The organism is Rhodobium gokarnense (genome assembly GCF_025961475.1).
Taxonomy (GTDB): domain Bacteria; phylum Pseudomonadota; class Alphaproteobacteria; order Rhizobiales; family Rhodobiaceae; genus Rhodobium; species Rhodobium gokarnense.
Genome location: NZ_JAOQNS010000003.1, coordinates 392,706 through 404,824 on the forward strand (window position 1 = coordinate 392,706; position 12,119 = coordinate 404,824).

Consider the following 12,119-nt stretch of genomic DNA (forward strand, 5'->3'; position numbering starts at 1 on the left):
TCCGGCATCTCCTTGGGGAGCTTCCCGGCAACGACGCGCCAAAGGCGCCGGCGAAAGACCGCGTCCGTTCGTTCCGCTCGACCAAAGACCCGACAGGTGGGTGAGCCATGTTCCGCAACCGTCCCAATGCCCATGCTGCAACGCCCCGGTCCGCAACGGCCGGCCGCCATGGGCCGTCAGACCCGCTCGCCGACCTCAACAGCCGGCTCGATGCGCTGTCCGAACGCCTGGGCCAGTTGAACGCCGGCGCCGCATCGAAGATGCCGCCGCGCCGCGAGGCCGCGGCCCCACGCAACGACGACCTGGCCGGCATCACCGAGACGGTCGACCGGCTGATGACGAGGCTCGACGCCCGCTCGTCCGGACGTGAGCGTAACGGCGGCCGCGAGCCCGCCGGCGGCCGCAACGGCGGCGCGCGCAAGGGGCGCGAGGCCGATGCCGGCGGCGACGCTTCCCGCGGCCGCATCGACGCCATCCTGGAGACGCTCGACGGCATCGACCGGCGCATGCGCAACCTACCCGCCAATGGCGAGACGCCGTCCCAGGACCGGCGCACCGTGGCGGCGGCCCGCAACCCGTCCTTCGAGGCGGCGGACGGCGAAGAGGACGCCCTTCGCCGCGCCATCGACGAAATCACCGCCCGCCAGCAGACCCTCGACCACGACGGATACCCGATCCACAACCACAACACCGGCCGCGAGCCCGCGCGCACCCCGCGCCGGGACGAGGCGGAGGCTCCGGCCCGCAGCCGCGCCTACGACCGTGACGACCGCAGCTTCGGCCTGCCGGACGTGGAACATCACTTCAAGGCGCTGGCGGACAAGATCGATTCCCTGCGCCAGAGCGACACCGAGGCGGCCGTGGAGCGGCTGCGCCGGGAGATCGGCAATCTGCGCCACGAGATCGAGCGCCGGGACACCGCCAGCCTGTCTGATGACGACGCGACGATGATCCGCGCCCTCGGCCAGAAGGTCGAGACGCTGTCGGCCGCACAGAGCGACCCGCGTGCCGTCGAGGCCCTGCGCGACGAGATCGCCGAGCTGCGCCAGAGCGTCATCTCCGGCAATGTGGAGGGTACCCTCCACAGCCTGGAATCCGGCTACCAGCACATCGTCGAGCGGCTCGACGAGATGCGCCGCACCGTCGGCGACCCGCGCCTGCTGGTGCGTCTTGCCGACCGCATCGACACCATCGATTCGGCCCTGAAGACGATCCCCCAGGTCGGGCAGATCAACACGCTGGAACAGCGGGTGACCCAGCTTGCGCGCCAGATCGACGGCCTGTCGATGGACATGAACGATCCGGCGATCGGCCAGCTCGAAGGCCAGATCGCCGACCTCAAGGGCCTGTTCAGCGGCCTCGACACCCAGGCCGCCGTCGCCACACTCGACCAGCAGCTCCGTGCCCTGCACGACAAGATCGACGGCCTGGAGCGGCTCGCCGCCGAACCGCCGGCCCAGCCGGAGCCCGTCGGCGACGGCTACCTGGAAGCCATCGAGCGCCTCTCCGGCCAGATCGAGGATTTGCGCGACGCCATGTCCGGCGGCCGCGACGCCGACCGCTTCACGCTGATCGAAAGCAACATCGCCGCCGTCGCCCAGAAGCTCGACGAGCTGGAGGACGCCCGCACCCAGGACGATGCCATCCTCGCCCTGGAGCGCCGCATCGACGACATGATCGCCCGCGTCGAGGAGATCGTGCCGGGCGCCGACACCGGCTCCGGCGATGCCTTTGCCGCGCTGGAGGCCCGCATCAACCAGATCGCCGACCGCCTCGACAGCTTCGAGCCGGGCCGGCAGATGGGCGACGGCGCCGCCTTCGCCGAGCTGGAAGAGACCATCCAGCGCATCGACGACGCCCTGCAGCGCACTTCCGGCAGCGACGCGCTCGCCGCCCTCGACCGCAAGGTCGCCTCCCTCGCCGCCCAACTCGACGACCTCGGCCGCGCCCCGCTCGACCTGTCCGAAATGGCCAATCTGCGCGACGAGATCGCCGGCATGCGGATGGCCTTTTCCAAGCCGATCCCGGTCGACCTGACCCGGCTGGAACGCCAGATCCACAACCTCGCCGACAAGGTGGGCGGCAGCAGGGGCGGCGTCAACGCCAACGCCCTTGCCCATCTGGAAGACCAGGTCGCGCGCATCGCCCAGCTCCTCGGCGACCGCTCCGAGCAGTCCGAGGCGCTCGGCGCGATCGAGACCGCGCTCACCCATCTCGATCGCCGGCTCGACAGCAATCGCGACGAGGCGGCCCGCGCCGCGCGCGACGCCGCGCGCGAGGCGATCGCCGAATTCGCCCGCGAGCGCAGCAGTGGCGGCGGCAACATTGACAATGACGAGCAGATCCGAGAGCTGCAGTTCCACCTCGACAAGCTGCGCGCCACCACCGTCGATTCCGCCGAACGCACCCAGGACACCCTCGTCACCCTGCACGACGCCCTGCAGGCGATTTCATCGAAGCTCACCGGCTATGAGCCGGCCAATGTCGACGCCGAGACCCGCGGCATCGCCGTCAACGGCCCGGCCGGCTACGACGCCGGCCCCGACCGTTTCGCGACCGCAAGCGGCGCCACGCTCGACGCCTCAAGCCGCCCGCAGCACGCGGCCGAGCCGCACCGCGATCCGCGCGCGCCCTCGCCCGGCAGCGCAGAAGACAGCCGCCCGCTGGAGCCGGGTGCCGGCCGTCCCGACCAGAGCCGTCCTGATCAGAGCCGTCCCGACCAGAACCGGGCCGACCAGAACCGGGCCGAGGCCTATCGCCCCGATGCGCCGCGCGAGCCCCAGGCCCGCCGGGTCGAGGTCGATCCCGACGAGCCGCTCGCGCCCGGCATCATGGCCGAGACGCTGGCCCCCGATCCGGCCGGCCGCGACCGCAAGACCGATTTCATCGCCGCTGCCCGCCGCGCCGCCCAGGCCGCCGCCGCCGAGGCGGATGGCGCCGCCGACGCCAAGCCGGCCAAGAAGCGCAGCTGGTTCCGCCGCCGCAAGGGCGAGGCGGCAGCCGAGGCGCCGGAGCGTCCGGAGCCCGCGCCGCGCATGGAAGAGCCGGCGCCGGAGGATGACATCTACGCGACGCCGCTTGCCGGCAGCCGCAACGGACCGGAGGAAGACGGCGCCAGCGGCGTCTCGGGCGCGCTGAAGAAATATCGCCGGCCGCTGATGATCGCCGCCGTCGGCCTCATCGTCATCTTCCTTGGCAACCAGCTCATGAAGGCGTTCCTGACGCCGGTGAACGAGACCGCCTCGATCGAGCAGAGCGTCGCGCCAACACCGCCGGCCCCGGAGATCGACGAGCCCGCGCCCGCGCAAGGCGACGAAGCCCCGGCAGCGGCCCCCGCGGCCCCGGCCGACGACGACCGCTCGTCCAGCGCCGCCGATCCCGCAGGCACCGGCAGCGACCCGCAGACCACCTCCGCCGCCGGTTTCGACATGGCCGCCTCGAACAGCAACCCGCAGGCCGAGGCAGCCCGCCAGGCCCTTGGCCCAGGCACCGCCGACGCGGCTCCGGAGACCGTCACCGCCTACGCGCCGCAAGCCGCGCAGGATGCGGGCAACGCGCCCGCCGCCATCGCCATGCCGCCGTCCGATGTCGGGCCGATCGCGCTGCGCGCCGCCGCCGCCGACGGCAATCCGGAAGCCCAGTTCGAGGTCGCCGCCCGCTACACCGAAGGCCGCGGCGTCCGCCCGGACCTGACGCTGGCCGCCAAATGGTACCGGCTCGCCGCCGACCAGGGCCTTGCCCCGGCCCAGTACCGGCTCGGCAGCCTCTATGAAAAGGGCACCGGCGTGCGCAAGGACATGGACGAAGCCCGCAAGTGGTATCGCCGCGCCGCCGAGCAGGGCAACACCAAGGCCATGCACAATCTCGCCGTCCTCTATGCCGAGGGCGCCAGCGGCTCGCCGGACTTCTCCTCCGCCGCCCAGTGGTTCAACAAGGCGGCCAGCGCCGGCGTCCGCGACAGCCAGTACAATCTCGGCATCCTCCATGCCCGCGGCCTCGGCGTCGCCCAGGACCTGAAGGACTCCTACAAGTGGTTCGCGCTTGCCGCCCGCCAGGGCGACACCGACGCCGGCAAGAAGCGCGACGAGATCGCCAATGCGCTCGACCGCCAGGGCCTCGCCGCGGCGCGGCTGGCGGTGGAGACCTGGCGCGCGGCCCCGGTCGACGAGAAGGCGAACGGCGTCACCCCGCATGAGGAGTGGGGCAACGCACCGGAGCGGTCCGCCTCGGCCAGGCCTCAGGCCGTGCCGGCCCAGGTGACCCAGCAGCAGCTCACCCAGAGCGCCCAGCAGCTCCTCACCGAACTCGGCTACGACCCCGGTCCGGCCGACGGCGTCTCCGGCCCGCGCACCCGCGACGCGGTGATGGACTTCCAGCGCAAGGCCGGCCTGCCGGTCACCGGCCAGGTCGACGGCCGGCTCATCAAGGCGCTCTCCAAGGAGACGATCTGACCGGAACGGACGCCCGGCAAGCACTGCGGGAATCGGGATGGAAAGGCGGCCGCAAGCCGCCTTTCTGCTTTCCTGAGCAGTAACCGTGACCGCGGATCCTTGCAGATGTCGCGATTGTGAGCGGCGGAAAACACCCGGCGATCGTTGACACCCGAGCGGTGTCGGCGTTTAAACGGACAACCCTCAACGCTCCACTCGTTCGGAGCGCAAAAAAGCAACCGGGATACGCCCTTGCGCCTCGCCGCCCTCCTTGCCGCCGCCTGTCTCTCCGTCGCCGCCATCGGCCCGGCCAACGAGGTTCGCGCGGAACGGCTGGTTGCCGACATCTCCTCGCCGGACGTGCGCATCGCCTCCAACTTCACCGGCACGGAAATCACCGTCTTCGGCAGCATCGAGCGCGACCAGGCGACGATCGCCCGCGGCGGCATCAACGACGTCGTCGTCGCGATCTTCGGCCCGGAAGACAATCTGGTGACGCGCAGGAAGGAGCGGCTGCTCGGCATCTGGGTCAACCGGGAAAGCCGGGTCTTCAAAGGTGTGCCGTCCTTCTACGCCATGCATTCCTCGCGCGGCCTCGACGCGCTCGGCAACGACGCCCTCCTCGACCGCTACCAGATCGGCGTCAACCACCTGGTCCTGCAGACCGAGACGCCGCCCGACAACCCTGAGGCCGCTGCCGAGACCAAGGAATTCCGCGAGGCCTTCCTGCGGCTGAAGCAGAAGAACCAGCTCTATGCAGAACGCGTCGGCGCGGTGAAGTTCCTGAGCCCGTCGCTGTTTCGCACGACCATCCCGCTGCCGGCCAACGTTCCGGTCGGCATCTACCAGATCAACGTCTTCCTGTTCCGCGACGGCACCGTGCTGTCGCACGAGACCAAGCCCCTCTACATCCACAAGACGGGCTTCGAGCAGGTGACCTATACGCTCGCCCACGACTACAGCCTTGCCTACGGCATCGGTGCGGTGGTCCTGGCGCTGGTGACGGGCTGGCTCGCCGGCGTCATCTTCCGCAAGGATTGATCAGGGCGCCCCTTCGCACAGCGACGAGAGGTTCCTCCGAACCCTATGCCGCGAGTTTCAGCGGCCTACGGCAAGCGTGACCGCGCGCCGGCGCTCATGCGCCGTGAAGCCCCAGTGGCGCCTGAACGTCCAAAAAATCCAAAAAACTCAATCAGGATGGAGGTCGCTGCCGGCGACCGCATAGACCCGGTCGCGGCCGAGGAGATGGGCGGCCATCAGGTGGCGCGGGACGATCGGCGTAAAGGCCCGGTCGCAGACATTGAGCCCGCCCGTATAGACGCCGAAGGCCGGCAGCACGAGGCGGGCACCGTCGGTGACGAAGCAGCGCCGGCGCAGCGAGCGGCCGCGCATCCGGATGCGGGCCGCCGGATGCAGGTGCCCGGCGATCTCGCCCGGCTGGGGTCCGAGCGCCGGCTCGTGGCGAAAGACGATGTCGCCGCAGGCAACCTCGGCATAGACGTCGCCACCAAAACCCTCCGGTACATCCGGGTCATGATTGCCGGCAATCCAGATCCACTCCCGCCCCGCCTGCAAAGCGGCCAGCCGCTCCCGATACGGCTCAGGAAGCCGGTCCGGCGCCGCCCGGTCGTGAAAGCTGTCGCCGAGGGCAACGACGATCTTCGGGGCATAGAAGGCGATGACGTCGGCAAGGAGATCGAGGGTGACGGCCGTATCGTAGGGCGGCAGCAGCATCCCGTGCCGGGCAAAGCTGGACCCCTTTTCGAAATGCAGGTCGGCGACGACGAGCGCCCCCTCCTCCGGCCAGAAGAGGGCGCCGGACGGGTGCAGCCGGAAGGCGGCGTCGCCAAGCGTTAGGGCGCCGTCCGTCATCCCATCGGGATCGGCGCGTCGCGCCGCGTCATGGAGCATCCCGTTCCGCCTCGCCTTCCGTCCCGTCCCGCGTCAGCGCCTCACGTTCAAGGCTCGCCGCGGCCTCCATCAGGAGCGCTTCGTCGGCCGCCCCTGAGATGGATTCCCGGCCGATTTCCAGCATCACCGGCATCGCCAGCGGCGTCACCCGGTCCGAATCACTCAGCATGATCCGTCCCTTGATGCGGGAAAGCAATTCGCCGAGCCGGTGGATGTCGAGGAGCCCGCGCGCCGCGTCCGCCCAGGTCGCCTGCAGGAGGATGTGGTCCGGCTCGTGGCTGCGCAGGACGTCGTAGATGAGGTCGGAGGAAACCGTGACCTGGCGGCCACTCTTTTCCTTGCCCGGAAAGCGCCGCTCGATCAGCCCGGCAATGACGGCGCAGGCCCGGAACGTGCGTTTCAGGAGGTAGGATTCGGCCATCCAGGCCTCCAGGTCGTCGCCCAGCATGTCCTCGTCGAAGAGGTCGTCGAGGCTCGGCCGGCCGGCCTTGAACCGGGCACCGAGGTCGGAGAGCGCCCAGACGCTGAGCGCATAGTCGCTGGCAACGAAGCCGAGCGGCCGCGCGCCGATCCGCTCCAGCCGGCGTGTGAGGAGCATGCCGAGGGTCTGGTGGGCGAGCCGCCCCTCGAACGGATAGGCGACCATGTAGAAGCGCCCGGCGCGCGGAAAGGTCTCCACCAGCAGCGCGTCGCGCCGGGGCAGCAGCGAGGTATCGCGCTGCAAGAGCAGCCAGTCGCGCACGGCATCCGGCAGCCGCTCCCAGCTCTCGGGGTCGGCGAGCATGGCCCGAACCGAATCGGCGAGATAGGTGGAGAGCGGAAACTTGCCGCCGGCATAGGCCGGGATCTTCGGGGTCTCGGCGGTGGCGCGCGTGACCAGCGCCTCAGCCTCGCGCAGCGCTTCGAAGCGCAGCACCTCGCCGGCAAAGAGGAAGGTATCGCCGGGCGAGAGGCTCTCGATGAAGGCCTCCTCGATCTCGCCGAGCACCCGGCCGCCGCGGCCGCCAGGGCCAATCACGCCGCCGCGCTTCCGGCTCGCAAGCCGCACCTTCAGCATCGGCGCCTCGACGATGGTGCCGACATTGAGCCGATATTGCTGGGCGACCTTCGGATTGGCGATGCGCCATAGCCCCTCACGCGTCCTGCGGATGCGGGCGAAGCGCTCATAGGTGCCGAGGGCATAGCCGCCGGTGGCGACGAAATCGACGACCCGGGAAAACGTCGCCCTGTCGAGGCCGGCATAGGGCGCCGCCGACGTCACCTCGCCATAGAGCGCATCGGCCGAAAACGGCTCCGCCACCGCCATGCCGAGGACATGCTGGGCGAGGACGTCGAGGGCGCCGGGCCGCGCCGGCGGCGTGTCCTGCGCCCCCACATAATTGGCGTCGAGCGCCGCCTGGCATTCCAACACCTCGAAGCGGTTGGCCGGGACGAGCAAGGCCTTCGACGGCTCGTCGAGCCGGTGGTTGGCGCGGCCGATCCGCTGGGCGAGCCGGCTCGCGCCCTTCGGCGCCCCCACATGGACGACGAGGTCGACGTCGCCCCAGTCGATGCCGAGGTCGAGTGTGGAGGTGCAGACGACCGCCCGGAGCGCCCCGGCCGTCATTGCTTCCTCCACCTTGCGCCGCCGGCCGACATCGAGCGAGCCGTGGTGGAGGGCGATCGGCAGCCCGTCCTCGTTGATCCGCCACAGCTCCTGGAACACGGCCTCGGCCTGGCTGCGGGTATTGACGAAGATCAGCGCCATGCCGTGCGCCTTCACCGCCCGGTAGACGTCCGGCAGGGCGTAGCGCGCGGAATGGCCGGCCCAGGGAATGCGCTCGTCCGATTTCAGGATCTCGATCTCCGGCCGCGCCCCGCCGGCGACCTCGATGAGGTCGGCGAGTTGCGGCGGCGCGCCCGCCTCCTGCGCCACCAGCCAGGCGCGCAGGTCGTCCGGCGCGGCGACCGTTGCCGAAAGGCCGATGGTCCTGAGGTTCGGGGCGTGGGCGCGCAGGCGGGAAATCGCGAGCGCAAGCAGGTCGCCACGCTTCACCGTCGTCAGCGCATGCAGCTCGTCGACGATGACGGTGGAAAGGTTGGCAAAGAACCGCCGCGCGTCGCGATAGGCCAGCAGCAGCGAGACCTGCTCCGGCGTCGTCAACAGGATGTCGGGCGGCGACAGGGTCTGGCGCCGGCGCTTGTGCTGCGGCGTGTCGCCGGTGCGGGTCTCCAGCGTGATCGGCAGGCCCATTTCTGCGACCGGCGCCTCGAGATTGCGGGCGATGTCGACGGCGAGCGCCTTCAAGGGCGAGATGTAGAGGGTGTGCGGGCCCCTTGCGGCCGACCCGGCGGTGCCCGGCTTCTTTCTCGTTGCCGCCGCCGCGGCGAGGTCGGTCAGGCTCGGCAGGAAACCGGCCAGCGTCTTGCCGGCGCCGGTGGGTGCGATCAGCAGGACCGAGCGCCCCGCCCGCGCCCGGGCGAGGAGATCGAGCTGGTGGGCGCGCGGCTGCCAGCCGCGGGCATCGAACCAGCGGCGGAACACGTCCGGCAGGTCGGGGGCGAGCGGATCCGCGGTCACCCGCTCAGTGGTAGGGGAACATTCCGGCGGCGTCGAGCGGCAAGGTGGGGATGGCAGCGCCGATGCCGGTGACGGGCCGGCGGGTGCGGCGCACGTCGGAGCGGGTGACGACGCAGTTGCGCCCGGCGCCCTTGGCCTCGTAGAGGGCGTGGTCGGCCGCGGCCAGCAGGCTTTCCAGGTCGTCGCCGGCCTGCTGGGCGGCAACGCCGATGGAAACGCTGAGATTGACCGTGCGATTGCGGCTGGTCACGGTGCGGGCGAACACCGCCTTGCGGATGCGCTCCGCCGTCGCCCTTCCGACCTCCTCGTCGGCGTCCCGAAGGAGCACGGCGAATTCCTCGCCGCCCATGCGCGCCACCAGATCGCTGGTCCGGCACTGGCTGCGCAGGACATCGGCGAGCACCACCAGCGCCTCGTCGCCGGCAAGATGCCCGAGGCTGTCGTTGAGGCGTTTGAAGTGATCGGCGTCGACGAACAGCAGACACAGCGGCCGCAGCGCCTGGGGATCGGCGCCGAGGAGGGCGCTTGCCAGCCGGGCGAAGGCGCCCCGGTTCCACAGGCCCGTCAGGGCGTCGCTGTCCGCCGCGCGGCGCAACTGGCGCTGCGCCTGGGCCAGTTCATGGTAGGACTTGGCCACCTGATAGGCGACGACGGGAGCAACCAGGGCGGGAACACCGAGGGCGACGGCGAGGGAGAACTCCCTCAGCCCGACCTCGATCATGGTCAGAATTCCGACGGTCAACAGCACCGACACGACGACGGACAGAACCGTCACGCGCAGCGTGAAGAGACGCATTTCCCTGGAGGAATCGTAGTCCATGGAATCCGTACTTGTTGAACCGCGTTAATTTTTCACCCTGCCCGTTTTCCGTAGCATGGCATACCCTGCAGGTTGTGCATAAACGTGAGTGTTTTTCCCTAACGAGCCCTGGAATTTTACCGGGCGGCTAATTCTGGGTTAACAGAATCGCTAAGACAGGAGCCGCCGTCTGGCGCAGCCGTCCTGCGGTTCCTATCTAAGGTCGGCGCGGCAGGGCCGGTTACCGCATCGCCCGCCGCCGCCCCTGGAACGACGAACAGCCTTGCCGGGAGCCCGGACCGCCCATGACCAACGACACCCTCACCCGTTTCCTCGGCGGCTCGCCCGGCCGGGTGATCCTGCGTCTCGTCCTGATGTCGCTGCTCGTCGGGCTGGTGCTGTCGGCCTTCAACATCCACCCGCTCGATATTTTCGACGGCCTGCGCAACCTCGTCCACCGCATCTACCAGATGGGCTTCGACACGATCGAGCACATCGTCGGCTATTTCCTGCTCGGCGCCGCCGTCGTCGTCCCGATCTGGTTCGTCATCCGGCTTCTCAACATGGGGCGCGACCCGCGGTGAGACGCCGGCGACGCTGGTGCAACCGCACAGTGTTCACCCGACACGTTCCGCCGAATTCAAACAATTTAAAAACAGAATATGCTAACATAACTTCCGGTTTTCATCCGGAAACAATAACCTTGTTTTCGACAAAGCTCCCTTTACCTTGCTCGGGACGTATTTCTACGATGCGTCACAATGCCTGCAAAGCAGCCTTGCAAGCAGTTGCATCCCGGACCTAAATTTTGACAAGGCAAGAACCGATCGGGACCTGCGGCTTTCCTCCCGTCTGCCCTGCCCGACCAGTCTATCCTCTCTGAGACCAAAGACGGCACGGAGACGGCTCCGCCGCCGCAACCGCCTTGGCACGGATCGCCTGCCGCAAAGGCGATCGTCCCGACCGGCCGGGACCGGAACCGCCCGTCCGTCGGCAGAACGGCCGCACCGCGCACCGCCCGGGTCCTCCTCCGGTCCGGCTCCGCGCGGCCTGGCGCAGCGCAGGAAAGGACACATCCCATGTTGCAGAAACGCACCTTCATCATGCCGGCGATGAGCCTCCTCGGCCCCGGCGTTACTGCCGATGCCGGCCCGGAGATCGTCGGCCTCGGCCTGAAGAAGGCCCTCGTCGTCAGCGACGAGCCGCTCGCCCGCCTCGGCCTCGTCAGGAAGATCACCGACATGCTCGACGCCAATGGCATCGCGCACGCCGTCTTCGACAAGGTGATGCCGAACCCGACCTGCAAATGCGTGGAGGACGGCACCGCACTCTACAAGGCCGAGGGCTGCGACTTCATCGTCTCGCTCGGCGGCGGCTCGCCCCAGGATGCCGCCAAGGCGATCGGCATCCTCGTCGCCAATGGCGGCGACATCCGCGACTATGAGGGCATCCACAAATCGAAGCTGCGCACGCCGCACATCATCGCCTTCAACACCACCGCCGGCACCGCCTCGGAAGTGACCATCAACTACGTCATCACCGACGAGACCCGGCACATCAAGATGGTCATGGTCGACAAGAACTGCCTCGCGACCCTCGCCGTCTCCGACCCGGAGCTGATGGTCAAGAAGCCCGCCGACCTGACCGCCGCGACCGGCATGGACGCCCTGACCCACGCCGTCGAGGCGTATCTGTCGACGGGCGCCTTCGAACTCTCCGACACGCTCGCCTATGAGGCGATCAGCCTGATCGCCAAATACCTGAAGCGCGCGGTCGACGACGGCACCGACATGGAGGCCCGTTCGGGCATGGCCTGGGCGTCCTTCATTGCCGGCATGTCGTTCAACAATGCGGGCCTCGGCTACGTCCACTCCATGGCCCACCAGCTCGGCGGCCAGTACGACCTGCCGCACGGCGTCTGCAACGCGGTGCTGCTGCCCCATGTGGAGCGCTTCAACGCCCCGGCCGTGAAGGAAAAGCTGGCGAAGATGGCCGGCGCCCTCGGCATCGACACCGCAGGTCTCAGCGTCGACGAGGCCTCGGCCGCCGCGCTCGATGCGATTTCCGCTCTGTCGGTCAGCGTCGGCATCCCGGACGGCCTCGCCAAGCTCGGCGTCAAAAAGGAAGATATTCCGCTGATGGCCGCCAACGCCATGGAAGACGTCTGCAAGGGCACCAACCCGCGCCCGGTCACCGTCGAGGACACCATCGCCATTTATGAGGCCGCGATGTAACGCAGCTTCCGGGGCGCCTTGCCGGACAGGAGGTCCGGACAACAGACGCACCGACACCATGCGCTAGGGCGTTTCGCACCATTCCATGGGCGCGCGAAACGCCCTCGGGGGAGAGGGTGCGGCCGGGGGGCATTCCCCCGGCCGCATTGCCTTTGTCGCGGCATGGCCGACCGCGCCTTCAATCA

At 69.2% G+C, this 12,119-nt stretch carries 7 protein-coding genes; 4 read left to right on the forward strand and 3 right to left on the reverse strand.

Annotated elements, in window-relative coordinates:
• Positions 1-107 precede the first annotated feature (107 nt).
• Together M2319_RS07045 and M2319_RS07050 are read left to right on the forward strand one after the other, a co-directional pair.
• A complete protein-coding gene (locus tag M2319_RS07045) occupies positions 108-4,451 on the forward strand; it encodes a peptidoglycan-binding protein (protein ID WP_264600735.1) in 4,344 nt (1,447 codons plus the stop codon).
• A gap of 231 nt (positions 4,452-4,682) precedes the next feature.
• Positions 4,683-5,471, forward strand: a complete 789-nt coding sequence (locus M2319_RS07050) for a TIGR02186 family protein (RefSeq protein WP_264600736.1) — start codon at positions 4,683-4,685, stop codon at positions 5,469-5,471.
• A gap of 147 nt (positions 5,472-5,618) precedes the next feature.
• Here M2319_RS07050 and pdeM read toward each other — a convergent pair whose 3' ends face one another.
• Genes pdeM through M2319_RS07065 form a run of 3 tightly spaced genes read right to left on the reverse strand, consistent with a single transcriptional unit; the run spans position 5,619 to position 9,721 of the window.
• Positions 5,619-6,302 (reverse strand): ligase-associated DNA damage response endonuclease PdeM, encoded by a 684-nt coding sequence (pdeM, locus tag M2319_RS07055; RefSeq protein WP_264600737.1) that lies wholly within the window; start codon positions 6,300-6,302, stop codon positions 5,619-5,621.
• A gap of 28 nt (positions 6,303-6,330) precedes the next feature.
• Positions 6,331-8,901, reverse strand: coding sequence for a ligase-associated DNA damage response DEXH box helicase (locus M2319_RS07060; protein WP_264600738.1), 2,571 nt, complete (start codon positions 8,899-8,901; stop codon positions 6,331-6,333).
• A gap of 4 nt (positions 8,902-8,905) precedes the next feature.
• A complete protein-coding gene (locus tag M2319_RS07065; protein ID WP_264600739.1) occupies positions 8,906-9,721 on the reverse strand; it encodes a GGDEF domain-containing protein in 816 nt (271 codons plus the stop codon).
• A 284-nt stretch (positions 9,722-10,005) separates the two neighbouring features.
• Between M2319_RS07065 and M2319_RS07070 the strand changes: the two genes are divergently transcribed.
• Both M2319_RS07070 and M2319_RS07075 read left to right on the forward strand, forming a co-directional pair.
• On the forward strand, positions 10,006-10,284 hold the full coding sequence (locus tag M2319_RS07070; RefSeq protein WP_264600740.1) for a DUF6460 domain-containing protein: 279 nt from the start codon (positions 10,006-10,008) through the stop codon (positions 10,282-10,284).
• A 495-nt stretch (positions 10,285-10,779) separates the two neighbouring features.
• A complete protein-coding gene (locus M2319_RS07075) occupies positions 10,780-11,934 on the forward strand; it encodes an iron-containing alcohol dehydrogenase (RefSeq protein WP_264600741.1) in 1,155 nt (384 codons plus the stop codon).
• Positions 11,935-12,119: the final 185 nt, after the last annotated feature.

Bases quoted from the DNA above. Each gene is read 5' to 3' on its own strand.
- M2319_RS07045 (WP_264600735.1), top strand. From the start codon at position 108: ATGTTCCGCAACCGTCCCAATGCCCATGCTGCAACGCCCCGGTCCGCA.
- pdeM (WP_264600737.1), bottom strand. From the start codon at position 6,302: ATGACGGACGGCGCCCTAACGCTTGGCGACGCCGCCTTCCGGCTGCAC.
- M2319_RS07065 (WP_264600739.1), bottom strand. From the start codon at position 9,721: ATGGACTACGATTCCTCCAGGGAAATGCGTCTCTTCACGCTGCGCGTG.
- M2319_RS07070 (WP_264600740.1), top strand. From the start codon at position 10,006: ATGACCAACGACACCCTCACCCGTTTCCTCGGCGGCTCGCCCGGCCGG.
- M2319_RS07075 (WP_264600741.1), top strand. From the start codon at position 10,780: ATGTTGCAGAAACGCACCTTCATCATGCCGGCGATGAGCCTCCTCGGC.